Source organism: Shewanella livingstonensis (assembly GCF_003855395.1).
Lineage (GTDB): Bacteria > Pseudomonadota > Gammaproteobacteria > Enterobacterales > Shewanellaceae > Shewanella > Shewanella livingstonensis.
Map to the genome: position 1 here is coordinate 3,969,358 of NZ_CP034015.1, position 26,902 is coordinate 3,996,259.

Consider the following 26,902-nt stretch of genomic DNA (forward strand, 5'->3'; position numbering starts at 1 on the left):
CGCTCTCTTAAACTGACATGCAGATATATTTCATTTCAAGGTATTCTTCAATACCAAATTTAGATCCTTCACGGCCCAATCCAGACGATTTAATGCCACCAAAAGGCGCCACTTCTGTCGAGATCAATCCAGTGTTTACACCAACCATGCCATATTCAAGCGCTTCAGCAACCTTGTATACAAGCGAAATATCGCGACCGTAAAAATAGGCTGCTAAGCCAAACTCAGTGTCGTTAGCTTGTTTAATCACATCATCAACATCATCAAATTTAAACAGCGGCGCTAAAGGACCAAAGGTTTCTTCGGTTGCCACTAACATTTCACGGGTTACGCCAGTTAATATGGTGGGTTCAAAGAAGTAACCACCTAACGCATGGGGTTTGCCACCTGCAATAATCTGCGCACCTTTTGATACTGCATCATCTAAATGACGCTGTACTTTTGTAACGGCATCAGCATTGATTAACGGCCCTGTGGTCACGCCAGCTTCAGTGCCTAAACCCACTTTAAGCTGAGTTACTGCTACAGCAAGACGTTTAGCAAACTCATCGTAAACACCAGATTGCACGTAAATACGGTTAGCACAGACACAGGTTTGGCCTGCATTACGATATTTGGCAATCATTGCGCCTTCAACTGCGGCATCAATGTCGGCATCATTAAACACGATAAACGGCGCATTACCCCCCAGTTCAAGTGATAGTTTTTTAAGCGTTGGAGCACATTGTTCCATCAGCTTAATGCCTACTGGCGTTGAGCCGGTAAACGATAACTTACGTACTATTGGGCTTTCGCACATGGCTTTACCAATGGCGATTGAGTCACCGGTCACCACGCTAAAGACACCTGCAGGAATACCAGCGCGCTCAGCTAACTCGGCTAATGCTAATGCGGTAAACGGTGTTTGCGGCGCAGGCTTTACCACCATAGTACAACCGGCTGCTAACGCTGGCGCTGCTTTACGAGTAATCATCGCCGCAGGAAAATTCCACGGCGTAATGGCTGCTGTAACCCCTACAGGTTGCTTTATCACCGTAATACGCTTATCCGCTTGATGGCCCGGAATAGTATCGCCATAAATGCGCTTAGCTTCTTCAGCAAACCATTCAATAAAAGAGGCGGCATAACCCACTTCACCTTTAGCTTCAGCAAGAGGTTTGCCTTGTTCGGTAGTCATCAATAACGCTAAATCATCGCTATGTTGCAGCATTAACTCAAACCAACGTCGCAATTTTTGGCCGCGATCTTTGGCCGTTAATGCACGCCATGCTGGTAGTGCCGCATTAGCAGCATCGATGGCCGCAAGCGTTTCAGCGCTGCCCATTACGGGAACATGACCGATAACATCATGGGTAGCAGGGTTAGCTATTGCGATAGTGTTACCATTATCGGCATTGCGCCATTGGCCATTTATGTAGCACTGTTGACGTAATAAACTTGGATCGTTCAATTGCACAATATTCTCCTAAATTGACTCTTTGTACTCAACCGACTCACACTCTTATTTATCTGCACTCAAAGGAGGTTAAATACCAAACTTATCTCTAAGGGTGTAATACCAAGCACCTATGGCACTAAACGGCACACGCATAGCATGTCCACCAGGGAATGGATAATGAGGTAATGCAGCAAAAGCATCAAAACGTGTAGCTTGGCCATTAAGCATTTCGGCAATTAACTTACCGGCTAAATGAGTGTAGGTAACTCCATGGCCACTACAGCCTTGCGAGTAATAAATATTGTTACCAATACGGCCCACTTGTGGCAAGCGCGACAAGGTCATTAAGAAGTTACCCGTCCAAGCGTAATCAACTTTAATCCCTTTTAATTGCGGGAAGGTTTTTAATAGTTTAGGCATAATCAAAGCTTCAACGTTAGCTGGATCGCGTGCGCCGTAAACCACACCGCCGCCAAAAACAAGGCGCTTATCGCCCGTTAGACGGTAATAGTCTAATAGATAGTTACAGTCTTCAACGCAATAATCTTGTGGCAATAAACTCGCCGCCATTTCATCTGATAATGGTTCAGTGGTGATCACTTGAGTACCACAAGGCATTGATTTAGCTTGTAGCTCTGGTAGTAACTTACCTAAGTAAGCATTACCTGCAACCACTACATATTTACACTTAACTTGGCCTTGTGCTGTGTGCACTACCGGTGATACGCCATCGTCGACTTTAATGACTGCAGAGTCTTCAAAAATCAGACCACCAAGAGATTCAATCGCACGAGCCTCACCTAATGCAAGGTTGAGCGGATGAATATGACCACCGCTTTTGTCCAGTAAGCCACCGACGTATAAATCAGTATTTACGACTTTGCGAATACCATCCTGGTCAAGTAACTCTAACTGGTTATTATGGCCATGAGCTTCCCATAATTTTTTCTGCGACTGTAAATGGCCCATTTGTTTTGCGTTCATGGCGGCAAAAACACCACCATTTTTTAAGTCACAATCAATATTATATTTGGCAATACGCTCACGAATAATTTGACCACCTTCAAACGCCATTTGACCAAATAACTTAGCCTGCTCTTTGCCAACAACACCTTCAATAGAATCAATATCACGACTAAAAGAATTGACAATTTGACCGCCGTTTCTACCGGAGGCTCCCCAGCCAATTCTTGCCGCTTCAAGCACCACAACTTTCATGCCGCTTTCTAATAAATGTAACGCAGAAGACAGCCCGGTATAACCCGCGCCAATGATACAAACATCTGTTTCAATTGTAGATTCTAAGCGAGGGCGTTCAACTTTATCATTGGCCGATGCAGCATAATATGAACTAGCATGAGGTGTGGCGGACATAGCACTTCCTTTATATGTTCAAAACGTAATACAACTGATTCATCCTACACTTAAGCAAATTCAAAAACTAGCATTTATCATGTAATTTTTGACACTTTGTAGAATATATTAAACACCCATAAAATCTGGATATAGTAAAAAATCATCTAAAAATAAAAAGCCACACTGATATCAGCATGGCTTTCATAAGGTCTTTATTCAGACTTTTTTATTCCATCGCAGCTTTAGCTTTTTTCTCTGCTCGGCGGGCTAAATACCAAGACAAGAAGGCCACTAAAGATACCGCTAAAATAATAATTGTCGCGAGTGCGTTAATCTTAGGTGAAACACCTAAACGCACTGACGAAAACACTACCATAGGCAAGGTTGTAGAACCTGGACCAGAAGTAAAGCTGGCAATAACTAAGTCATCTAATGACAAGCTAAATGATAATAACCAACCAGCGATGAGTGATGGAGCAATCATAGGAACTGTAATTAAAAAGAAGGTTTTTAATCGTGTTGCACCCAAATCCATCGCCGCTTCTTCTATCGACAAATCCACTTCGCGCAGCCTTGACGACACTACCACCGCGACATAAGCCGCACAGAAAGTAGAATGGGCAATCCACACGGTAAACATGCCACGTTCAGTTGGCCAACCAAAGGTTTCCGACATTTGTACAAATAATAGTAACAACGACAAACCGGTGATCACTTCAGGCATAACCAATGGCGCAGTGATCATATTAGACAGGGTTAACTTAGCCCATGAACGTCTAAAACGGGTCATCACAAAAGCTGCCATGGTGCCAATAATCACTGCCATGGTAGAACTGTAAAAGGCAATACGTAAACTGGTCCACACGGCATTGAGTATTTGCTGATCTTGAAATAGTTCACCATACCATTTAGGCGAAAAACCACCCCACACGGTAACCAGTTTTGAGTCATTAAATGAGTAGATCACCAAAATAAGCATTGGCGCATATAGAAAGATTAATCCCACCCACAACATCACTTTAGAGAAACTTAAGTTCTTCATACCTCGCTCTCCATGCTGCGTGACTGATAACGGTGGAATAAAGTGATTGGAATAATCAGTAATGCCAACATCACAATCGCTAGCGATGAGGCCACAGGCCAATCGCGGTTATTAAAGAACTCTTGCCACAACACTTTACCAATCATTAATGAGTCTGGACCACCAAGTAATTCAGGAATAACAAACTCACCCACGGCAGGAATAAAGACCAACATTGAGCCAGCTATAACACCGCCCATTGATAGTGGTAGAGTAATTTTCCAGAAAGTATTAATACTGCTAGAGCCTAAATCTGATGCGGCTTCAATTAAGCTTAAATCTAATTTAACTAAGGTGGCGTACAGCGGCAAAATCATAAACGGCAAATAGGCATAAATAATCCCTATATATACCGCAAAATTAGTATTGAGCATTTGTATGGGTTCAGAAATCACCCCTAACCAGGTTAAGGCATTATTAATTAGACCGTTGTTGCTTAAAATACCCATCCAGGCATAAACACGGATTAAGAATGAAGTCCATGATGGCAACATCACTAATAGCAGCAATACTGCCTGCATTCTTGCTGGCGCACGGGCAATAGCGTAAGCCATTGGAAAACCCAGTATCAAGCAACCTAAAGTGGCCACAAAGGCCATCTTTAATGAGGTAAGGTATGCCATGTAATACATCGAGTCTTGCAGTAACAATAAATAGTTACCCAAATTAACGAATATATTAAGTGCCTCATCAACATAGTTAAACGTTGGCTCGTAAGGTGGAATCGCAATGGCCGCAGTAGAAAAGCTTAGCTTTAATACAATGGCGAAGGGTAAGGCAAAAAACATTAACAACCATAGGTACGGTATACCCATGGTGAGATGTCGACCTTTGAATAACTTCAGTGGATTTTTCATGAGTTTAATACAACCCCGCTGGTGTCTTCCCAACTGATGTACACCTCGTCTTCCCAAGTAGGATGATCGGCGCGGCGTTCACGGTTAATCATTGAGCATTGTACAATTTGGTTGTTTTTTAACTTGATGTAATACACCGACAAGCCACCAAGATAGGCAATGTCGTGCACAACGCCATGTGCCCAGTTATATTCACTTTCTGGTTTTTGGCGAGTAATAATGGTTTTTTCTGGACGTAGGGCCAAAAAGACATTTTTATTCTCAAGGCTGGTTGAAATACCATGGCCGATATAAAACTCACGGTCCAGAGTAGTTGACTTAATAATTGCGTGGTCAACTTCATCTTCAATAATTGCGCCTTCAAATAAATTAACCGTACCAATAAATTCTGCCACCATACGGCTGGCTGGAGACTCGTAAATGTCCATTGGACTACCCGTTTGCGCGATCCAACCTTCATGCATAATTGAGATACGGCCCGCCATAGTCATGGCTTCTTCTTGGTCGTGAGTTACCATCACGCACGTTACGCCTACGGCTTCTAAAATATCAACCACTTCTAACTGCATTTGTGTCCGCAGTTTTTTATCTAATGCGCCCATTGGCTCATCAAGTAATAATAATTTAGGCCGTTTTGCTAACGAACGAGCTAATGCCACACGCTGGCGCTGACCACCGGATAACTGATGCGGTTTACGTTTACCGTATTTTTCCATGTGCACCAGTTTGAGCATTTCTTTAACGCGCACAGCAATATCAGCCTTCGGCATTTTATCTTGCTTCAACCCAAAAGCGATATTTTGTTCAACGGTCATGTGCGGAAATAAAGCATACGATTGGAACATCATATTAATAGGGCGTTCGTACGGCGGCATATCAGTAATGTCGACACCATCTAAGAAAATACGGCCTTCAGTCGGTTTTTCAAAACCCGCTAAGATGCGCAATAAAGTTGATTTTCCAGAACCAGAACCACCCAGCAACGCAAATATTTCGCCACGATTAATGGTTAACGATACATCATCTACCGCGCGCACATCATCGAATAACTTGCTGACACGCTCAATTTTGAGCAGCACTTCATCTTGCGTCTTTGTGATTGGTTTATTGGTGACGCCCGAGGTGTTTACCATAATACTGCTCCGCCTTTTTGGGGTATGCGTGCCCAACAGAACAGCCTGTTTTAGAGCACACGTAACAATCTGTTAAAGTGGCTAAATTAGCCAATAAGTACATCAATATTGCTGTAAAAACAGGGCGAAAAATCTCGCCCTGGTACTAGGGCCTGTTGATCTTTGCTGGTTGAATTTTGTTCGAGTTAAAAACGTTTTAATCGAGGCGAATGGATTGATGCCTAGTCATCTAAGCAAAATGCATTCAACAAAGAGTAAAACGTTTTTAGCCGAACCCTTCGGGCAGCGTTTGTTGGCCATTTTTACTGTGTTATCGACTTTTTATGTAGAATAACTACACCTCAAAGTCTCTGCCTTGTACAAATGGCCAACAATTCGCTGCAAAAATAACCTTGAAAGATCAACAGGCCCTAGTGATTCAAATTATTGACCTGATTTCACTTTGGTCCAAGCACGTGTTACAACGCGTTGGATTTTTAATGGGCGAATATCGCCGATATACAACTTATCAATAACCGATTGTGGCGGATAAATCGCTGGATCGTTACGGATAGCTTCGTCAACTAAGGGTTGTGCTGGTACGTTAGCATTAGCATATGCAACATAGTTACTGATTGGTGCAATCACTTCTGGGCGGAGTAAGTAGTTAATCAGTTTATGGGCGTTATCTACGTTAGTGGCATCTTGTGGAATGGCTAACATATCAAACCATAAGTTGGCGCCTTCTTTTGGAATAGAGTAGCCAATCTTATTACCGTTACCGGCTTCATTAGCACGCGCAGCAGCCTGGAATACGTCACCAGAGAAACCAAACGCAACACAAATATCGCCATTCGCTAAATCAGAAATGTAACGCGATGAATGAAAATAAGTCACGTAAGGACGTACTTTTTCCAGAACTTCAGCCGCTTTTTTATAATCAGCAGCATTTTTACTGTTAGGATCTAAGCCTAAGTAAATCAACGCTTGAGGTAGCATGTCATCGGCTGAATCAAGCATCGCAAAACCACACGAGCCAATTTTTTCAGCATACTTAGGATTAAAGATAAGCTCTAAAGAATCAAATGGCGCATCTTCACCTAATACAGCTTTGACCTTATCGATATTATATCCAATACCGTTAGTGCCCCATAAATACGGAACAGCGTGCTCATTGCCCGGATCAGCTTTTTGCAATTGCTTCATTAAATCAGGCTTTAAGTTGGCATAGTTAGTCAACTTAGTACGATCAAGCTTTTGAAAAGCACCAGCTTTAACTTGCTTAGCTAAAAAGTGATTAGACGGCACAACAATGTCGTAACCGCTGTGGCCAGAAAGCAATTTAGCTTCAAGTACTTCATTACTGTCAAACACGTCGTAAATAACATGAATACCGGTTTCTTTCTCAAAATTGGCTAAGGTATCTTCGGCAATATAATCCGACCAGTTGTACATTTTAACCACTTCCTGAGCCTGAATAGCGGTGCTTGAAAACACACCCGCAGTAATTAAGGCCAATGTGGATAGTTTATTTGATAGCTTCATACTTTCTCCCTGTTGGATAATGGTCAGAATGGTACTGACATTCGTTTTTTTCGCTAGTAATACCAGCGTGTAAAATCTTCTCTCTACTGAAAGAAATTATCCAATGCTACAACTTAACTATGCATCGGTATGGTTAACGCGACATTACTGACTTCCTTGTGCGTGAATTTTACCAATCATATTTTCAATTACTCAATCGTTAAAAATACAATTAATTAAAAATCACAACATGACAATAATTATTCAAGCACTGAACGTCATGCCATTGTTTTTACGTGTTGATAAGTATCATTTAACGCTTGGGTCGCTTTAGTGACTAACTCGTCAATCTCAGCATGACTAATCGTTAATGGCGGCGAAATTATCATAGTGTCACCGACAGAACGCATCACTAAACCATGGGTAATACATGCATCGCGGCAATAGGTGCCCACACCAACGCTGGCATCAAACCGTTGGCGTAATGATTTGTCTTTAACTAACTCTATGGCAGCGACCAAACCAATACCGCGCACTTCACCCACTAACGGATGCTCCGCTAGTTGTTGTAAGCGCGACTGTAGGTAAGGCGAAGTATCGTTGGCGACACGTTCAACTAACTTTTCTTGCTCAATAATACGAATGTTTTCTAATGCAGCAGCAGCGGCAACCGGATGGCCTGAATAGGTGAAACCATGAGTAAATTCACCACCATCTTGTTTTATCACATCAGCTACTTTGTCTGACACAATCACTCCGCCCATTGGCATATAACCTGAAGTCATGCCTTTCGCGATAGAAATAAGATCTGGTTGTAAATCAAAATACTCTGACGCAAACCATTTACCCGTACGGCCAAAGCCACTGATCACTTCGTCAAGAATAAATAAAATATCGTATTTGGCTAATATGCGCTTAATTTCCGGCCAATACGTTACAGGCGGAATAATCACCCCACCTGCACCTTGAAAAGGCTCAGCAATAAAAGCCGCGACATTGTCTTCGCCTAGTTCAATAATTTTTGCTTCTAATGCCTGCGCAGTCTGTAAACCAAACGCTTCGACTGACAAATCTTTTCCTTCGATATACCAATAAGGTTGCGCTATATGCACCACACCAGGGATCGGTAAATCGCCTTGTTCATGCATGCCCGACATACCACCTAAACTGGCACCCGCAACAGTTGAACCATGGTAAGCATTCACTCGGCTGATGATGGTCTTCTTGCTTGGTTTGCCCTTTAAATCCCAGTAACGTCGCACCATACGTAAGTTAGTGTCATTTGACTCAGAACCTGAACCAGTAAAAAACACGTTATTCATGTGAGCAGGCGCAAGAGAAGCAATTTTTTGCGCTAATTCAATCGCTGGAGGATGAGAACATTGAAAAAAACTATTATAAAAAGGCAGTGTTTGCATTTGCTGACTAACGGCATCAACAATTGACTGCCGACCATAACCTACATTGACACACCATAGACCCGCCATGGCATCGAGCAGTTTATTACCCATTACATCCCACAAATACACGCCATCAGCCCGCTCAATTACCCGGGTGCCTTTTTCAGCGAGGCCCTTTGAATCGGTGAACGGGTGAATAAAATGCTGTTTATCCGCAGTTTGTAGACGCTCAAGCTTGTGTTGCGGAGTCAGCGCATCTAACGATAATGGGTTTGTCATACTGTATCCTTTCAAGCAGGTAGCACATCTATTTGAATCTGCTACCTGCTGTTATTCACACACATCAATAATGTGAGCCAACATGCCCGCACACTATTACACTGTTAGTAATAAGAACTCACGTTCCCAAGAACTTACAACGCGTCTAAAGTTCTCAAGTTCCGCTTGTTTTACCGCCACAAAACCTGTGGTAAATGATTGGCCTAAGTACTCAATACAGGCATCACTGCTTTGCATTGCGACTAACGCTTCTTCTAATGTCAAAGGTAGGCAGTTTTCGTTATTAGTACGACTATCGTTCGACTTACCAGTAACCGGTGTTGAAGGCTTTAAGTTATCAACCATACCGATATAACCACATAATAAACTGGCCGCAATCGCCAAATAACAGTTAGCATCAGCGCCTGGAATACGGTTTTCAATACGACGATTTTGTGGTGATGACTCAGGAATACGCAGACCACAAGTGCGGTTTTCAACGCCCCATTCTAAGTTTACTGGTGCAGATGTACCGGGTAAAAAGCGACGGAATGAGTTAGCACTTGGCGCCATTAACGGTAACAACTCAGGAATGTACTGTTGTAAGCCAGCAATATAGCTGAGGAATAATTTACTTTGAGTACCATCTTCGGTAGTAAAAATATTTTTACCAGTTTTAATATCAAGCACACTTTGGTGAATATGCATGGCACTGCCAGGCTCGTCGGTAACAGGCTTAGCCATAAAGGTGGCACAAACATCATGCTTTAACGCGGCTTCTTTCAATGTGCGTTTAAAAATAAACACCTGATCGGCTAACGACAATGCATTACCGTGGCTGAAGTTGATCTCCATTTGCGCAGGACCGTCTTCGTGGATCAAGGTATCAATATCTAACCCTTGGATTTCACACCAGTCATACATGTCTTCAAATAATGGATCATATTCGTTAGCAGCATCGATTGAGAAAGACTGACGTCCAGCTTCTGGGCGACCAGAACGACCAATAGGTGGCTTAAGCGGTAAATCATGATCGTCAGAACGTTTGGTAAGATAAAATTCCATTTCTGGCGCAATAACCGGTTCCCAACCTTTATCTTCATAAAGCTTGAGCACTTTTTTCAATACGTTACGCGGTGATAATTCAATTGGATTACCCATGCGATCATAACAATCGTGAATTACCTGAGCCGTAGCCTCAACAGTCCATGGCAGCATAAATACAGCATTTTCGTCTGGTACACAGACAAAATCGATATCAGCATCATCAAGAAGTTGATAATAAATTTCTTCATTAATGAAATCACCAGTAACCGTTTGCAACAACACGCTCTCAGGTAAACGCATGCCTTTTTCTGACACAAACTTATCAACTGGGGCAATTTTGCCACGCGCGATGCCAGTCATATCACTAATGACACATTCTACTTCGGTAATTTTTTTATCTTTTAAAAAAGCGATTAACTTATCCATTTTTATCTCTCTTGTGTTGCCGCATGTTGTCTACAGGCTTGTCCGAATGACTCGAAAATTGCAGTATAGAATGCATTTTCGGTTACTTTCCATTCTGGATGCCACTGGACACCTAATGCAAAATTTTTCGCATTTTTCACTGAAAATGCTTCGATTAATCCATCTGGAGCGAATGCTTCTGGCTGTAACCCCTCACCAAGACGTTCAACGCCTTGAGTATGGACAGAGTTTACCTCTGCGGTGTCACAGCCCCATGCATCGTGAAGAAGCCCACCTGCAACAAGATTAACCTTGTGCGAAATACCATACTGTTTATCTAAAGGGGCTTTCTTATCTTCACGATGTTCAATATATGTGCCAACTTCATGTAATTTTTGATACAAACTGCCACCGAACACCACGTTCATTTCTTGAAAACCACGACAAATACCTAATACCGGGATCCCAGCATCGATGGCAGCTTTTATCAGCGGTAAAGTAGTTGCATCGCGCTTAGGATCATGACTTGTGCCTTCATCACTAGGAAGACCTTGGTAATGATGAGGTTCAACATTCGATGGTGAACCTGTAAAAAGGATACCGTCGAGACGAGCAAGAATAGCTTCAATGGGTAAGTCGATGCCCAGTGATGGGATAACCAACGGGAATCCTTTTGCGCCATTGACCACACTCAATAAATATTTTTCACCCACGATGTTAAATGGATGAAGACCAATTTGCTGATTGCACGCTACTACCCCGATGAGGGGAAGACCTGACAGAGACATATCTCACCTTTAGCAAAGAATGTGATGAACTTATTGTTTTACGTGTTCATTTTTTCACACACTACACGGAATTTTTTAGCTAGGCAAGAGGATAACTGAGGATAAAAACAACTTTTAATAAAAATAAATTAAAACACTTTAAAAACAAATATATAACTTTAAAACAACCGTAAAGCCGAAAAAAAACATTTGCGTAACCTTGGTGAGATTTCACTATATAATGCGCTAAAATGGGGAGGCGGTTGCACAATAAAAGGGAATTTGTTGCTTAATATTCTTTACACAAGACAATAATCACATGTTAAAAACATAATCAAAAACAGCTAAAAATGAACATGTAATTAGCTTTTAGACAGCTGAGAATAGCAAGGCTTATGGTTGACCTTGCACTATTCCTCAGAACAATAATACTGGATATAAGCAGAAACAATTAACAGATAAGCCATTAAAAATCAGCTGGCGTTGTTGCACTCGTTAACTTACAAGGTTCTTCGAATGGATTACGAAATCGATGAGGCTGTTCACTGTTAAAATAATAGCTGTCGCCTTTTTCTAGAATAAACACTTCTGCTCCAACAGTAAGCTCAAGCTTACCTTCTATAATAATACCGCCCTCTTCGCCCTTATGTTGCAACATTTCAGCACCAGTATCAGCATTGACAGGATACGTTTCACTCATCACCGACATCGCGCGGTTTGGGTAGTCACGGCCAATCAGTTTATAAACAAGCTCACCGGTACCAATATCCAGTAACTCATTGCCACGATAAACCACTTTTTGATCACCGATAGAACCATCATCAATTGAGAAAAAATCCACTAATGACATAGGGATCCCTGCCAAGACTTTTTTAAGTGAACTCACAGACGGGCTAACACTGTTTTTCTCAATCATTGAAATTGTACTGTTGGTAACCCCTGCACGCTTGGCTAACTCGCGTTGAGATAAGCCTTTCAATTTGCGAACAGCTTTTAGGTTTGCACCAATATCCAAATTTGTTCCCCTATTAAATGTTGACTAACAGCCTGCTATTAAAGTGTTGCAGATTATTAACACTTTACCAGAAACATCTACCAATTAAGCATGATAACTTACTTAAATCAAAGCAATTGTATTTTAGACTAAATAAGTGTTAAATAAAATGCACACTATAGATGGCTTACATGTCATCAAATCATTCATCTATAAGTTATTATTACACATATAATCAATAGCTTGGAGCGTTTATGCCACATAAGTCCCCGATTCATAGCCAACACTATCCAGACTCCTTTTATGTAGCGAGTGCAAAAGAGCTTTATCAGCACCCAAAACTCACCGAAAAGATAACCGTTGATGTGTGTATTGTGGGTGGTGGATTTAGCGGAATTAATACCGCTATTGAACTCAGGCAACGTGGATACAGCGTGGCATTACTCGAAGCTAAACGCATTGGTTGGGGCGCATCTGGGCGTAACGGTGGTGAACTAATCCGCGGCATCGGCCATGACGCGAGCCAATTTCGAAATGAAATTGGTGATGAAGGTGTAAAATCTATTCAACAAATGGGTTTTGAAGCGGTTGATATTGTTACTGAGCGCATTACCGAGCACAACATCGATTGCGACTTACACATGGGTTATTGCGATTTAGCCGTAAAACCACGGCACATGGATGACTTAGCCGAAGAATACCAACAACTTAAATCTCAAGGTTACCAAAAGACCATTAAACTGCTTGATCGTAGCCAAATAAGCGACGTTATCGGCTCAGACTTTTACCAAGGCGCCTTAGTCGACATGGGCAGCGGTCATTTACACCCGCTCAACTTAGCCTTGGGTGAAGCGCGTGTAGCCCGCGAACTGGGTGCGCAATTGTTTGAATACAGCGCCGCAGAAAAAATCATTAAAGGTGCAAAACCCAAAATCATTACCGCTGAAGGCGAAGTCACTTGTGACTATCTAGTCATTGCGGGTAATGGTTATATTGGTAATAAATTAAGCCCTTTCCTTGGTGGGAAAGTATTGCCAACAGGCACCTATTTATTAGCCACTGAGCCGTTAACCGAACAACAATGTGCCAGCATTATTCCACAAAACATGGCCTTTGCCGACATGCGCGTGGCGTTAGACTACTTCCATTTGTCGGCCGACCGTCGTTTATTATTTGGTGGTTTATGCACTTATTCTGGTAAAGACCCAAAAGATATTGAAGCCGAATTAAGACCTAATCTTGAAAAAGTGTTCCCGCAATTAAAAGGTATCAAAATTGATTATGAATGGGGCGGCATGATGGGCATCGGCGCCAACCGCATGCCGCAAATAGGCCGTTTACCTGATGCAGCCAACATCTACTTTGCTCAAGCCTATGCCGGACACGGGGTAAATGCTACGCATATGGCAGCAAGATTAATTGCTGAAGCCATTAGCCAGCAATCACAACGTATTGATGTGTTTAATGACATTAAACACATGACCTTCCCAGGCGGACCAATGTTGCGATCGCCACTGCTTGCAGCTGGAATGTTTTATCATAGGATGAAGGATTTGCTATAGAGTTGGAATTTGCTGTGGGTTGGCAAAGGGGTCAACCTTTGTTCTTTTTATGGCCTACGGCCACTAACGCTTAAGATCGCAAGTCTCCACCCTGCACAGGCCAAATACGGCGTCATTCCGGCAATGCTTTTGAGCCGGAATCCAAGTGTTTGTTTTGCTTTGTACTTTATGGCCTGCGGCCACTAACGTCGTGGCGCTTCGCCCACACCAGACCAAGAGGAAATCAACGACTATTCCCTCTTGGAACTCCCAGCCGCCACATCAAAATCATCTGAGAAGCGATAATTTCGCGACGTGGTTGAATCCAGCTTTTGACCGCGCTTTTAGCCTGCTTCGGCCACCTCTTTATTGTAAAGAATGAAAATGCTAACGCTTCAGATGGGAGTCTGATGTGAATGGACTCACAAATGTCGTGGTGGCACGGATGCCAAGGAACGACCCTTCCCCTCTAAAGCTAGCCAGACATCCATGTCTGGGCTCACATCATTTTCTTCAACGGCCTCAATGAATATGAATTCGGAAGCTTAATCAGTTCACGTATTTTTTTATAAATAGTCTTCAACGGCCTCAAGTTCAGAGTTTAATTTAGGCATTTGAAGCTAAGGCCAAATCATTTTGGACAAAGCTTGTTAACACTCTTCTCGTCGTCCCGGCAGTGTATTTAAGCCGGGATCCAGGTGTTTGTACTTATGGCCTTCGGCCACTAACGCTTAAGATCGCAAGGTTCCACCCTGCACGGGCCAAAAGGGGATCAACAGCAATCCCCTCTTTACTTTTTATAAAAGAATTAGCCCCTGCCGTTCCGGCAAAATTGTCGCTTTTTAACCAAACAACAGCAGCGAAAAAATTGCGACGGAAATCTATCCAGCTTTTAACTCTATTTGGAATCGGCCTCGGCCTTATTCGAAAATGCTAACGCTTCCGATGGGAGTCTAATGTGAATGGATTCACAAATGTCGTGGTGGCACGGATGCCAAGGAACGACCCTTCCCCTCCAAAGCTAGTACGCCATCCATGGCTAGCTCACGTCATTTTCTTCAACGGCCTCAAGTTCAGAGTTGAATTTGGGCATTTGAAAGCTAAGACCAAATCATTTTTGGACAAAACTGGTTAATACTCTTCTCGTCGTCCCGGCAGTGCTTTTAAGCCGGGATCCAGGTGTTTGTACTTATGGCCTTCGGCCACTAACGCTTAAGATCGCAAGGTTCCACCCTGCACGGGCCAAAAGGGGATCAACAGCAATCCCCTCTTGGATCACCCCTGCCGTTCCGGCAACATTTTCGCTTTTTCACCAAACAACAGCAGCGAAAAAATTGCGACGGAAATCTATCCAGCTTTTAACTCTATTTGGAATCGGCCTCGGCCTTATTCGAAAATGCTAACGCTTCAGATGGGGCGTCCCTTCCCCTCCAAAGCTAGTACGCCATCCATGGCTAGCTCACGTCATTTTCTTCAACGGCCTCAAGTTCAGAGTTGAATTTGGGCATTTGAAGGCTAAGAACAACTCGTTTTTGGACAAAAGTGGGTTAAAAGTTACCTTTTTATTAAAGTTTACCCTGACCCCACTAAATTCGTTGCAGTATCTATCACGCTATCTTTATCGTGGCGTACTGCCCGATAAAAGCATCGTCAGTCTTGTCGATGGTCAAGTGGGTTTCGAGTATGAAGACAGCCAAACAAAGTCGACAAAAGTACGCACCTTACCCGCCATAGAATTTCTCTGGTTAATACTGCAACACGTATTACCGAAGGGATTAAGGCGAGTCCGTGACTATGGATTACTCAGAGGTAACGCCAAAAAGCTCAGGCTACAAATACAGCTTATGCTGGCAGTTGCAGGGGCGCAGTTTCAAGTAACAGAAAGCCCAATCATTCCCGAGATAAAGCGTAGATTAGCAACGCGCAGTTGCCCCTGCTGTCAGCAGCCAATGCGCTTTATGGGCATAGTGAAACGACCGACAAATTTACGGCTCATAACCTAATGCTGGAAAATAATAAGGATAATGGCTTAACTGAATACCGTGGAGGATTAATTTAACGCACTGAAATTAAGAGAGTTAAATAATTAGCAAATGAGCTAAGGGAAATTGCTGACTACAGAAAACTAGCACGATAACCATCTCATCAAACAGCGCGTTTTCTCGAGCTGTTATTTACATAATAAAGAGTCACTCTCAGGTGTTCGGGCTTGTTCAACACTTGGGATAAGGACGCGGCTTCGCGCGGCCTATCCTTATTTGTTATGAGTATTTTGCACGAATCTTGCGATGAAATTCATTAATATTAATATCTTCTTTAAGAGACTTTAACTCTTCAAGTGACCAAGGGCGTGTTCCTCGGGCAATTGGAGTTTTGCTTGAGCCACCTATGAATATTTGATCATTAACATGATCTGGTGGGCTACTGTTATCTGAAGGTATAACAATGTATTTCAGGTCAGGCCAAACCTTTAACGCAACGTTTATTGCTCTTATTGCAATATCAGCTTCAACTCTGGAGCCAACCCAGATTCCCTCTTGCTCACCTTTGATTGACTTTAATGGTTCACGCTTATCATATTCTTCGTGTCTGTGAGGGTGTATCTCCGCATTAAATCCTTTGTTCTTAAGGGATTCGACAATTTCAGTAGACCCCATAATATCGATAACTGAAACTGATATATTATTAATGTCACTAGTCTCGACTTCCTGATCTTTTGCATTTTCTTTAGCATCGATAGATGTAACAGTTTCCATCCGTAATACTTCGCCCTGCGAATATGCACCTTGCTCTTTTATCCATTCAGCGTACTCTTTGCCATCTTGTAAATGTGGCCTGTACTTGGTTAGCATTAGTAAAACGCACCCAATGACGATGACAATCACAACGGTTGCCGATATAACCAAGTATCCAGCAGCCCATTCAGGCTTTTCTATATTTACTGCGGTTGTTAGTAGTACTGTGATTACAGATACCAACATAACAAACCATGCCGCCATAAGCTGAATAGGGCTTTTAATTTTATCTGGCATCAGATTGGAATCTGACATTTGTATACTCCTAACGTTTTAGTATTTATGCGTTGCGTGGTTTGCAGGGCATAAATCGCTTGTTGGACTTTGCCGATACCACATCCATATTAATTGGCATGCTTCATGCTATAGGAATTTGCTTTTTTTGATGCTGGCTATGGGATACAGAGCAGTTTTAGTCTGTTGATATTGAGTAACAGGTAAATATTTCATTGAAATTCCTTTTCATCATATTTTTCTATCTTACATCTTTAAGCCTAACGGTTTCAATGAGGATTATGTACTCGAATTTAATTGGGTCATTGGGTCAGGGTAAACTTTTATAACAAGATAAGTTCTAAGTCACTATTGTCCTAACACGTAGTGTGCTTTAAAGATCCAAATTCAACTCTGAACTTGAGGCCGTTGAAGAAAATAGCGTGAGCCTGACAGGACGTCAGGCTAGCTTTCGGTGGCCATGGATGGCCTATCGGAAGCGTTAGCATTTTCGAATAAGACCGAGGCTGTCTACAAGAGAGGTCAAAAGCTGGATCAATCCCCATGGCGACCTTTTCGCTGTTTGAAAATGTTGCGGGGCGGCTGGGAGTTCCAAGAGGGAACAGCCGTTGGTTTCCTCTTGGTCTGGTGTGGGCGAAGCGCCACGACGTTAGTGGCCGTAGGCCATAAAACAAAAAATACCCACTAATTATTCAATTGACCCTATTCTATTGGCAGTGCTGCATCTCCTCCCCAAACTGCCCATGAACCATCATAAAGCGCTGTTTGATGATGCCCTGCTGCATGAGAGGCTAAAATCAAAATACAGGCTGTGATCCCAGAACCGCAGCTCAATACTCGTTGCGCATTATGACTCGTATCCAAAGCGGCAAAAATAGTGTGCAACTCACGTGTTGATTTCATTTTAAAGCGGCTTAATACCTGAGCAAACGGCAAGTTGAGTGAACCTGGAATATGGCCACTGCGCATACCCACTCTAGGTTCAGGTAAGGTGCCATTAAAACGCCCTGCTGCGCGGGCATCAATAATATCAACATTAGCATGACCAAGATGAGTTAACACAAATTCAGTGTCACATACCTTGTGTTGCTGCAAACGACCTTTAATATCACCAGAGTGAGTCGCTGCAGCAAACTGGCGTACAGTGTCTCGACCTTCGGCTTGCCATTGTGGTAAACCGCCATCAAGTACAAATACTTTATCAAAACCCATCGTTTTAAAAGTCCACCACGCACGCGGGGCAGAATAAATACCTTGGTTATCGTAAATGACTACTGTGCTGTTATGTGTTATTCCCAATGATTGCGCAGTCTCTGTAAACTGTTCAGCCGTTGGCATTGCATGGGTTTGCGAAGATCGATGATCAAAAAAAAGCTTATCCATTTGGCAAGATAGTGCGCCAGGGATAACGTAAAGTTCATCGTATACCAGTGGCTCTTTACCCAGTACAATTTCCATACTGGCATCTAGTATCACAAGCTCGGGATCTTGCAGATGTAATGCTAGCCAATCGGTGGTCACTAAAGGAAAATTCACATTAAACCTCTCTATGCTATTGGGGGGAATACTGAGACTAACTTAAGCTCGAATTATCACGACCATTGTCTATGTAATGCTGAGTTAAGCCACTTAAATAACTAAATAAAGTAATACCTACAGCATCGGCAACTAAGTCGATGATGTCTAATGTTCTTGACGGGATAAATCCCTGACTGATTTCTTCACTCAGAACGAATATCGACACTAACACAGTGCCATAATAAAGCGGAAGACGACCGAGTTGAAAATGACGACTCTGTAAGGCTAAATTGGTCACAAAGGTTAATAAACCAAATAACAACATATGGCAAACCTTGTCACCATAAGGCATCGGTTTAATCAAATCGAAAAATATACTGTGGCTGCCGGTATTGGCTAAATAAATAATCCATACAATAAAACTAAAAAAAGCCGCGGTGATAACAATAGCCATACGAGAAAAGGTTTTGAGGGTCATCTATGTTCATCCGTGTATGACAGTTAAATATAAAGTAAAAAAGATAATTTAATTAACTGGTTAACATAAATTACTCTCTAACGTTAACTATCAGTCTACTGCGAAAATGACAAGGTTGCGCGTTAATTTTACTTAACCTCAACTCAGATTAAGTAGGCAGGATAATCAAGCAAGAATCGGAATATTTAGCACCTTTAAATCAAACTTGTTATTTGTCTTCTGACTATAGCGTATAGACCCGTAAAGCTCATTTATTACAAGTTTGTGCTACCCAGTGAATAACCCAAAAGCGGGTTAATAACCATAGATTAACTTTGCCCTGAGATTGCTGATAAAAAAAGCCCTTTATTGCTAAAGGGCTTGATATCAATCTATACAATAAATATTAGTTATAAAGCAATCCAAGTCGCTTTGATTTCGGTGTACTTATCAAATGCATGTAATGACTTATCACGGCCATTACCCGACTGCTTATAACCACCAAATGGGGCTGTCATGTCGCCGCCATCGTAGTGATTAATCCACACCATGCCACTGCGCAATGCTTTAGCCGTTTTATGTGCCTTGCTTAAGTTTGAGGTCCACACACCAGCAGCTAAACCATACATAGTGTCGTTAGCAATCTTAATGGCTTGTTCCATACCATCAAACTCAATAACCGATAATACCGGGCCAAAAATCTCTTCGCTGGCAATGGTCATGTCGTTTTTAACATTACTAAAAATGGTAGGTTGTACATACATACCGCCAGTTTCGGCCATCACTTGCTTGCCGCCATCTACCAAGGTAGCACCTTGTTCGCTACCGGCTTTGATGTAATTAAGCACGTTAGTCAGTTGCTGTTGATCGACCATCGCACCGCAAGTGGTTTTAGGGTCCAGTGGATGACCGGGTTGCCAGCCCTGCATTTGTTCAACAATCAGCTTAATTAACTCATCTTTTACACCTGATTCAACCAATAAACGAGAACCAGCAGTACACACTTCACCTTGATTAAAAGCAATGGCTACTGCGGCTGCTTCAGCTGCAGCTTTTAAGTCTGGCGCATCATTAAACACAATATTAGGACTCTTGCCACCGGCTTCTAACCACACGCGCTTCATATTCGACTCGCCTGCGTAAATCATTAACTGTTTAGCAATTTTAGTTGAACCGGTGAAGACTAAAGTGTCGACATCCATGTGCAGTGCCAACGCTTTGCCCACTGTATGACCAAAGCCAGGTAATACGTTTAACACCCCAGCAGGAATACCCGCTTCAATCGCAATTTGTGCAATACGAATGGCGGTAAGTGGTGATTTTTCTGATGGCTTTAAAATGACACTGTTACCAGTGGCTAATGATGGTCCAAGTTTCCAACATGCCATTATCATTGGGAAATTCCATGGCACAATGGCGGCAACTACGCCAACAGGCTCGCGGGTGATCATGCCTATCTCGTTATGAGCCGTTGGCGCAATTTCGTCATAAATTTTATCGATAGCTTCGCCGTACCAACGAATAGCGCGAGCGGCACCCACTACATCAACACCTTTTGAGTATTGAATAGGTTTACCCATATCTAGGGTTTCAAGTAATGCCAATTCATCGGCATTGGCTTCGAGTAAATCAGCAAATTTAATCATCACTTGCTTACGTTTAACGGGCGGTAACATTGACCAAGTCCCCGCTTCAAACACTTCACGTGCATTTGCCACTGCAAGGTTTGCATCGGCTAGATCACAGCTAGCAACTTTGGCTAGCACTTTGCCATCAATTGGGCTGATACAGTCAAATGTGTCACCTGATGATGCACCTTGATATTGACCATTAATGAAAGCTTGTCCGGTAATGTTCAGACTCGCTGCTAGTGCTTCCCAATCGCTACGACTTGTTGGAGTACTCATTGTGACCTCTAAATAATATATGGATTGATAAGCACTCATAATTTAGATGCTAATAACCTAAGTGCTAACACAAATTTATGTCGTCTAAAATAGATTGCCGACACAATAACGTTAATGAATATTGTCACCTGATTATGCTGAACAGCAAGAAATTTTCAATATATTTTACAAAATAGGCGTATTTAGTTTAAATAAATGCACAAAACACTTTAACGTTCATTATTTTTGACATAGCATAGCGAATATTCGTCACTCATTATTTAACCGGTTTGAGATGAATCCCTAATAATTGTAGCTATCAATGTAGAGTCAATTTATGAGCGAATATCAGCAAAATGGAACCAGCGATTCATCACAAACTTGGCCAAATATGGCGCACTTTTGGATGCCATTTACTGCCAATAAGCAGTTTAAAGCTAACCCACGCCTTCTTGTATCGGCACAAGGCATGTATTACACCGACATTGAAGGTAATAAAATACTCGATGCCACTGCAGGTTTATGGTGTTGCAATGCTGGCCACGGTAGGCAGGAAATATCTGAAGCGGTGAGCAAGCAAATTAGCCAACTGGACTTTGCTCCCTCTTTTCAAATGGGCCATCCACTCGCATTTGAATTAGCCGATAAATTGTGTCAGTTAAGCCCTGATGGATTGGAGAAAGTATTTTTTACCAATTCCGGTTCTGAATCTGTTGATACCGCTTTAAAGATGGCCCTTTGCTATCATCGCGCCAATGGTCAAGCCACTCGAACTCGGTTTATCGGTCGCGAGCTTGGTTATCATGGTGTCGGTTTTGGCGGAATTTCAGTCGGTGGGATCGGCAATAATCGCAAAACATTCAGCCAACAATTACTCCAAGGTGTTGATCACTTACCTCACACCCTCGATATTGCCAATAATGCTTTTAGCCACGGCTTACCGCCTCACGGTTTGGATAAAGCAGAAGTGCTTGAGCAACTTATTACCTTACATGGTGCAGAAAACATTGCTGCTGTCATTGTCGAGCCCATGTCAGGGTCGGCAGGGGTAATTTTACCAGCAGACGGTTACCTAAAGCGCCTACGTGAAATTACTCATAAGCACGGTATTTTACTCATTTTCGATGAAGTGATCACCGGTTTTGGTCGTCTTGGTGCAGCCTTTGCCAGCGAGCGTTGGCAGGTTACGCCAGATATGATCACCACAGCCAAAGCCATTAACAACGGTGCGATTCCAATGGGCGCGGTGTTTGTCAGTAATACTATCCACGACACCTGCATGCATGGCCCAGATGAGTTAATTGAATTTTTCCATGGTTATACTTATTCAGGCCATCCAGTGGCGGCGGCTTCAGCGCTAGCTACCTTATCAATATATGAAAATGAGCAGTTATTTGACCGCGCTAAGGGGCTTGAGCTTTACTTTGAACAAGCGGTTCACAGCCTTAAAGGCTTACCAAACGTTATTGATATTCGTAATACTGGTTTAGTTGCAGGTATCCAGCTGGCGCCGAGCGATAAAGGCGTGGGTAAACGCGGTTATGCCATTTTTGATCACTGCTTTAGACAGGGCGCATTGGTGCGGGCAACCGCTGACATTATCGCATTATCGCCACCACTGATTGTCGAAAAGTCTCAAATCGACGACATGGTTAATCATATTAGTGATGCAATTAATGCTGTTGGTTAATGTTTTTTGAATACACATTTTTTGCTTAAAAGGATCCAGTTCATGCTTAACATTACTCATTTTGTCGATGGCCAACACACTCCAGCCAGCCAACGTAATCAAACCATTTATGATCCTGCTACGGGGGAAACGCGTGGCCAAGTATCACTGGCAAGTCACGATGAAGTCAGCTTAACAATTAGTGCAGCCAAACAAGCTTATCAAACCTGGTCACAAATCACGCCACTCAACCGTGCTCGGGTATTATTCAAATTTAAAGCCTTAGTTGAACAGCATATTGATAAATTAGCCAAACTTATCACCCTTGAACACGGCAAAGTGTTAGATGATGCTAAAGGTGAAATTACCCGGGGGCTTGAAGTCGTTGAGTTTGCTTGTGGTATTCCGCATTTACTCAAGGGCGAGCATACTCAGCAAGTCGGTGGTGGCGTAGATTCATGGTCGGTTAATCAGTCGTTGGGTGTTGTCGCGGGGATTTCTCCGTTTAACTTCCCAGTGATGGTGCCTATGTGGATGTTTCCTATCGCAATAGCCTGCGGTAATACTTTTATCATGAAGCCATCTGAAAAAGATCCAAGCGCTGTGATGTTCATTGCTGAATTACTGACACAAGCAGGCCTGCCAAATGGTGTGTTTAACGTAATTAATGGCGATAAAGAAGCTGTGGATACCTTATTAGCTCACCCCGATGTTCATGCCATTAGCTTTGTTGGCTCAACCCCGATTGCCGAATATATTTACAGTACTGCCTCTGCTCACGGTAAACGCGTACAAGCATTGGGCGGCGCTAAAAATCACATGTTATTAATGCCAGATGCTGACGTAGATCAAGCCGTCAATGCATTAATGGGTGCCGCCTATGGTAGTGCAGGTGAACGCTGTATGGCTATTTCGGTGGTATTAGCCGTAGGTGATGTGGCCGATAAATTAGTGGCGGCATTATTACCGCAAATTAGTATCTTAAAAGTTGGCAGTGGTATTACTCCAGAGATGGACATGGGGCCGTTAATTTCAGCGCAGCACTTAGCCAAAGTTCGCGACTACGTTGCCGCTGGCGTAAAGGAAGGTGCAACATTAGTCGTTGATGGCCGAGACATCAGTATTCAAGACCACCAGCAGGGTTACTTTTTAGGTGCGTGCTTATTTGACCATGTGACTCCGCAGATGAGCATTTACCAACAAGAAATTTTTGGTCCTGTGTTAGCCATCGTCCGCATCGACAACTATGCCGATGCATTGACGCTGATTAACCAACACGAATTTGGTAATGGCACTGCTATTTTTACGCAAAGTGGTCAAGTCGCACGCCATTTTTGTCACCATGTTGAAGTAGGTATGGTTGGGGTTAATGTGCCTATTCCAGTACCGATGGCATTTCATAGTTTTGGTGGTTGGAAACGATCGCTATTTGGACCTCTGCATATGCATGGCCCCGATGGCGTGCGCTTTTATACTAAGCGTAAAGCTATTACTGCACGTTGGCCTCAAGCTAAGAACGACAGTAACGAACCTTCAGCATTTATAATGCCGACGATGAAATAAGTGAACGCCATGAGCAAAAATATTAGCGATATAACTCTTTTTAGTCACCAATCAACCGCGGTTGAGTCTTATCACTTAGCCAATGAAAAACTGCTTACAGGTAATCCTCTACAGTCAGTTCAGAATCATTTTGAAAGCCCATGTAAGCAGTTCAATGTGGGTGTTTGGCAAAGTGAGTCTGGCCGTTGGAATATCAATTATAGCGAATATGAATATTGCGACATTGTTGAAGGCTGCAGCATTATTACCGACAGCCAGGGCCAACAATTAACCGTTAATGCGGGTGATAAATTTGTTATTCCAGCCGGATTTACTGGCACATGGGAAGTGGTTAATCACTGTAAAAAAATCTACGTTATGTTTGAACAACAGCTTGAGCAAACATAGTGTTAAACCGCCATGCGGTACAGACAAAGCCCTGGCGGTTTTGATTCTGATAAGTGGCATACACAGTCGCTAGATAGTTAAATATCAGTCACTGTATTTTATGTAAATGGAGATAATATCGTGTCGAAAACATTCAAAAGAACGCGAATTGCACTGTTAAGCGGATTAACGTTATCAGCTACCCTACTGGCTCCGTTAGCTACGGCTGAAGTATCTGGTGCGGTCACGGTAACTAACGATTATCGTTTCCGTGGTATATCACAAACTGCTGGCGACCCTGCGCTACAAGCCAATATCGATTGGAGCCATGAAAGTGGATTTTTTGTCGGTGCCTGGGGCAGTAATGTCGACTTTGATGAACCAGGCTATAACGGCCCAGACTTAGAAGTAGACTTGTACGCGGGTTACTACGGAGAACTAAACGACAACACCAGTTATGACTTAACTCTGTATCGCTACAACTACCCTGGCGATAGCGAACTAGACTATCTAGAGGTCAGCGCGGGTATCGACTTTAGTGGTTTTAGAGCCGCTTACTGGTTTACTAATGATTATGGTGGCAGCGATCTTGATCTGCATTACACCGAAATCAATTATGGCTGGGAGTTTGCTGAAAACTGGAGCCTAGACCTACACTATGGCTACAATTTTGGTGACGCGATTGATGATGGCGAAGGGTTTGATAGCTATTCAGATTACTCTATTGGTGTATCAACTGAAGTGTCAGGTTTTGGTATCTCGGTTGCGTATTTAGACACCGATATTGATGGTAATAATAAAGTAAGTTCTGATCTATATAAAAACACCGGTACTTTATTAGCGAGCGTCAGTTACGCATTTTAACCACTGTGGTTAATCGATACAGACATTGTTAAAAAAAACGGTAACGAGCACATGATGACGCACCATTGCGACTATCAATTGCGGCTCATGTTTACAGCTGATGCTTGCAATTAGCCAGTGACAAGTTTGTATAAAAACAAAAAACCGCCAATGGCGGTTTTTTTATAGCTAAAGCCTACACCAAGGTGGAGATTAGTTAAGGGGAACAATGAAGAACGCTGACGTTATTTAGTCGACAAACCGGTTAACGATTGTTCTTGAGCTTGCTTTTTAACGCTTTGCCAACCGTCTGCAATATTGTGTAATTGTTGACGACGTTGTGGGAATTTATCGGCTAAATCACGCATCAATGACGTTTGGATTTCACAAATTTCGGCCCAGCGAGTAGCATTAGAGAGTGGCATATTTAATCCTTAAAATACGTTATACATCCATTTACATGCGCTTATGCAGTCACTAAATGTAGCACATACCATTTAATTAGGAAGCTGTTTTTACAATCTAAACCAGGCTAAATAAGCACCAACCACATATCGACTATGCTATAGATTGATTTAACACACATTTTGGCTTAAGCAGCTTTAAATAACAAAATTATCCTGTATTGATCAATGACACCTTGTTGATAGGAAATAACTTCGATCTAGCGCATATATTTCAATAAAATAGCATTGCATCCATCGCGTACCAGAGTATCTTATGGTTATAGCAATGATATAAATGTACGCCACAAAGGAGCAAACCATGGCTGATAACCTCATTAAAATACTGGTAATTGCAGTGTTGTTTTTTCTGGCCTATAAACTGATCTTTAGTGGTAGCCGTGGATTAACACTTTTTGAAATGCATTTTAAAGATGGCAAGCTCAACAAGCATAAGGGCAAAATACCGGAGAAGTTTGAACGTGATTGTCGTGCCATAGCCAAGTCTAATAAACTGACTTGCACGGTCAGAGCAGAAAAGTCAGGAGATGTACGTTTGCATGTGTCGGCCAATATTGGCGATAATTTAATCCAGCAGATTCGTAACCAATTTCCGTTTGAGTATTACGATAAAAAACCGTCAGACGCATCCAAGCTTAAAGGCTAATAAAGCTGCCTTGTAAACATAAAAAATGGACCTAATGGGTCCATTTTTTATGTTTACAAGGACATTAATATTACGCTTAATATTGTTGCTTAGTCTTGTTGCTTAGTCTTCTTGCTTAGAGATGACCAAGGTCACTTGGGCTACAGTAATGCCAAACTTAATAATGTCACTTTTATTGATAATGGTTTTGTTATCAACTAGGAACATCCAATCATCAAAATGGACTTCATACTCACTGCCATCAACGGCTAATTGCATATCATAGCGCCAGCGTAATGCACTGCCGCGCGATTCACCCTCAGCAATACCTAAGATATCATTGGCAGTACCTTGGTAAACGCCATTACCTTTATCAGTAATTTTCCACACCCGAGTTTGCTTTTCACCGTCATCATAAATAAACCATTCGTTGATCACACCTTGCTTACCTTCAGGCGAGTCGGTCCAGTGCGCTTCCATAGTCACAGTAAATTTACGCGTCACCTTGCCAGAAAAGTCTTGTACTATGCCTGCAGCCGTTAGCTTACCGTCAAAAAATGTAACCAAGTCTAACGTAGGCGTGGTTTGTTGATAATCTTCAATCGATGCTGATGAACATGACATAACACCTAGAAGTAATCCGCTAAACAAACACACATGAGTAAACTTTTTTATTATCCCTAGTGTTGAAACATAAGCCCT

At 42.5% G+C, this 26,902-nt stretch carries 22 protein-coding genes and 1 pseudogene; 7 read left to right on the forward strand and 16 right to left on the reverse strand.

From position 1 onward, the window contains the following. Window positions 1-7: 7 nt before the first annotated feature. The 10 genes from gabD to EGC82_RS17240 all read right to left on the reverse strand — a co-directional run bounded on the left by gabD (window position 8) and on the right by EGC82_RS17240 (window position 12,260). Window positions 8-1,456, reverse strand: a complete 1,449-nt coding sequence (gene gabD, locus EGC82_RS17190) for an NADP-dependent succinate-semialdehyde dehydrogenase (protein WP_124731841.1) — start codon at window positions 1,454-1,456, stop codon at window positions 8-10. A 69-nt stretch (window positions 1,457-1,525) separates the two neighbouring features. Beyond that, window positions 1,526-2,812: an NAD(P)/FAD-dependent oxidoreductase gene (locus tag EGC82_RS17195; RefSeq protein ID WP_059745652.1), complete on the reverse strand. Its 1,287-nt coding sequence runs from the start codon at window positions 2,810-2,812 to the stop codon at window positions 1,526-1,528. A gap of 208 nt (window positions 2,813-3,020) precedes the next feature. Next, entirely contained in the window at window positions 3,021-3,836 is an 816-nt protein-coding gene (locus EGC82_RS17200; protein ID WP_059745651.1) for an ABC transporter permease subunit, read from the reverse strand. Next, window positions 3,833-4,732, reverse strand: a complete 900-nt coding sequence (locus tag EGC82_RS17205; RefSeq protein ID WP_059745650.1) for an ABC transporter permease subunit — start codon at window positions 4,730-4,732, stop codon at window positions 3,833-3,835. Before EGC82_RS17205 ends, EGC82_RS17200 begins: the two co-directional genes overlap by 4 nt. Continuing rightward, the gene (gene potA / locus EGC82_RS17210) at window positions 4,729-5,865 is read right to left on the reverse strand and encodes a polyamine ABC transporter ATP-binding protein (protein ID WP_124731842.1); all 1,137 of its coding nucleotides are present in this window, start codon (window positions 5,863-5,865) and stop codon (window positions 4,729-4,731) included. The genes EGC82_RS17205 and potA overlap by 4 nt, the downstream gene beginning before the upstream one ends. 423 nt (window positions 5,866-6,288) lie before the next feature. Next, a complete protein-coding gene (locus EGC82_RS17220; RefSeq protein ID WP_059745648.1) occupies window positions 6,289-7,389 on the reverse strand; it encodes a polyamine ABC transporter substrate-binding protein in 1,101 nt (366 codons plus the stop codon). Window positions 7,390-7,646: 257 nt separating this feature from the next. Beyond that, window positions 7,647-9,047: an aspartate aminotransferase family protein gene (locus EGC82_RS17225; protein WP_208646904.1), complete on the reverse strand. Its 1,401-nt coding sequence runs from the start codon at window positions 9,045-9,047 to the stop codon at window positions 7,647-7,649. A 96-nt stretch (window positions 9,048-9,143) separates the two neighbouring features. Then, window positions 9,144-10,499, reverse strand: coding sequence for a glutamine synthetase family protein (locus tag EGC82_RS17230; RefSeq protein WP_124731843.1), 1,356 nt, complete (start codon window positions 10,497-10,499; stop codon window positions 9,144-9,146). Window positions 10,500-10,501: 2 nt separating this feature from the next. Continuing rightward, window positions 10,502-11,266 carry a gamma-glutamyl-gamma-aminobutyrate hydrolase family protein gene (locus EGC82_RS17235; RefSeq protein WP_124731844.1) on the reverse strand — a complete coding sequence of 255 codons (765 nt, stop codon included), beginning with the start codon at window positions 11,264-11,266 and terminating at the stop codon, window positions 10,502-10,504. A 445-nt stretch (window positions 11,267-11,711) separates the two neighbouring features. Continuing rightward, on the reverse strand, window positions 11,712-12,260 hold the full coding sequence (locus tag EGC82_RS17240) for a cupin domain-containing protein (RefSeq protein ID WP_124731845.1): 549 nt from the start codon (window positions 12,258-12,260) through the stop codon (window positions 11,712-11,714). Between the two features lie 233 nt (window positions 12,261-12,493). Between EGC82_RS17240 and EGC82_RS17245 the strand changes: the two genes are divergently transcribed. Together EGC82_RS17245 and EGC82_RS17250 are read left to right on the forward strand one after the other, a co-directional pair. After that, window positions 12,494-13,801 carry an NAD(P)/FAD-dependent oxidoreductase gene (locus tag EGC82_RS17245; RefSeq protein WP_124731846.1) on the forward strand — a complete coding sequence of 436 codons (1,308 nt, stop codon included), beginning with the start codon at window positions 12,494-12,496 and terminating at the stop codon, window positions 13,799-13,801. A 1,565-nt stretch (window positions 13,802-15,366) separates the two neighbouring features. Beyond that, window positions 15,367-15,783: pseudogene (locus EGC82_RS17250) on the forward strand (transposase); the annotation flags it as partial. 258 nt (window positions 15,784-16,041) lie between these two features. Here the strand turns inward: EGC82_RS17250 and EGC82_RS17255 are convergent. From EGC82_RS17255 to EGC82_RS17270, 4 genes are all read right to left on the reverse strand, one after another. Continuing rightward, entirely contained in the window at window positions 16,042-16,830 is a 789-nt protein-coding gene (locus EGC82_RS17255; protein WP_124731847.1) for a hypothetical protein, read from the reverse strand. A 681-nt stretch (window positions 16,831-17,511) separates the two neighbouring features. Next, entirely contained in the window at window positions 17,512-18,345 is an 834-nt protein-coding gene (locus tag EGC82_RS17260) for a sulfurtransferase (RefSeq protein WP_124731848.1), read from the reverse strand. 37 nt (window positions 18,346-18,382) lie between these two features. Further along, window positions 18,383-18,805: a VanZ family protein gene (locus tag EGC82_RS17265; protein ID WP_124731849.1), complete on the reverse strand. Its 423-nt coding sequence runs from the start codon at window positions 18,803-18,805 to the stop codon at window positions 18,383-18,385. 389 nt (window positions 18,806-19,194) lie between these two features. After that, the gene (locus tag EGC82_RS17270; RefSeq protein ID WP_124731850.1) at window positions 19,195-20,691 is read right to left on the reverse strand and encodes an aldehyde dehydrogenase; all 1,497 of its coding nucleotides are present in this window, start codon (window positions 20,689-20,691) and stop codon (window positions 19,195-19,197) included. A gap of 316 nt (window positions 20,692-21,007) precedes the next feature. Between EGC82_RS17270 and aptA the strand changes: the two genes are divergently transcribed. From aptA to EGC82_RS17290, 4 genes are all read left to right on the forward strand, one after another. Further along, on the forward strand, window positions 21,008-22,360 hold the full coding sequence (gene aptA, locus EGC82_RS17275) for an omega-aminotransferase AptA (RefSeq protein WP_124731851.1): 1,353 nt from the start codon (window positions 21,008-21,010) through the stop codon (window positions 22,358-22,360). A 42-nt stretch (window positions 22,361-22,402) separates the two neighbouring features. Further along, complete coding sequence (locus EGC82_RS17280) at window positions 22,403-23,902, forward strand: CoA-acylating methylmalonate-semialdehyde dehydrogenase (RefSeq protein ID WP_124731852.1); 1,500 nt, start codon at window positions 22,403-22,405, stop codon at window positions 23,900-23,902. Window positions 23,903-23,911: 9 nt separating this feature from the next. Continuing rightward, a complete protein-coding gene (locus EGC82_RS17285) occupies window positions 23,912-24,289 on the forward strand; it encodes a cupin domain-containing protein (RefSeq protein WP_124731853.1) in 378 nt (125 codons plus the stop codon). A 120-nt stretch (window positions 24,290-24,409) separates the two neighbouring features. After that, entirely contained in the window at window positions 24,410-25,132 is a 723-nt protein-coding gene (locus EGC82_RS17290) for a TorF family putative porin (protein WP_124731854.1), read from the forward strand. A gap of 224 nt (window positions 25,133-25,356) precedes the next feature. On the opposite strand, the gene EGC82_RS17295 is transcribed toward EGC82_RS17290, so the two are convergent. Beyond that, a complete protein-coding gene (locus EGC82_RS17295; protein ID WP_124731855.1) occupies window positions 25,357-25,536 on the reverse strand; it encodes a hypothetical protein in 180 nt (59 codons plus the stop codon). Window positions 25,537-25,876: 340 nt separating this feature from the next. Here EGC82_RS17295 and EGC82_RS17300 point away from each other — a divergent pair, with 340 nt between their 5' ends. Further along, on the forward strand, window positions 25,877-26,221 hold the full coding sequence (locus EGC82_RS17300; protein WP_124731856.1) for a DUF3634 family protein: 345 nt from the start codon (window positions 25,877-25,879) through the stop codon (window positions 26,219-26,221). A gap of 102 nt (window positions 26,222-26,323) precedes the next feature. Here EGC82_RS17300 and EGC82_RS17305 read toward each other — a convergent pair whose 3' ends face one another. Then, window positions 26,324-26,824, reverse strand: a complete 501-nt coding sequence (locus EGC82_RS17305) for a DUF3833 domain-containing protein (RefSeq protein WP_244212482.1) — start codon at window positions 26,822-26,824, stop codon at window positions 26,324-26,326. Between the last annotated feature and the right edge of the window lie 78 nt (window positions 26,825-26,902).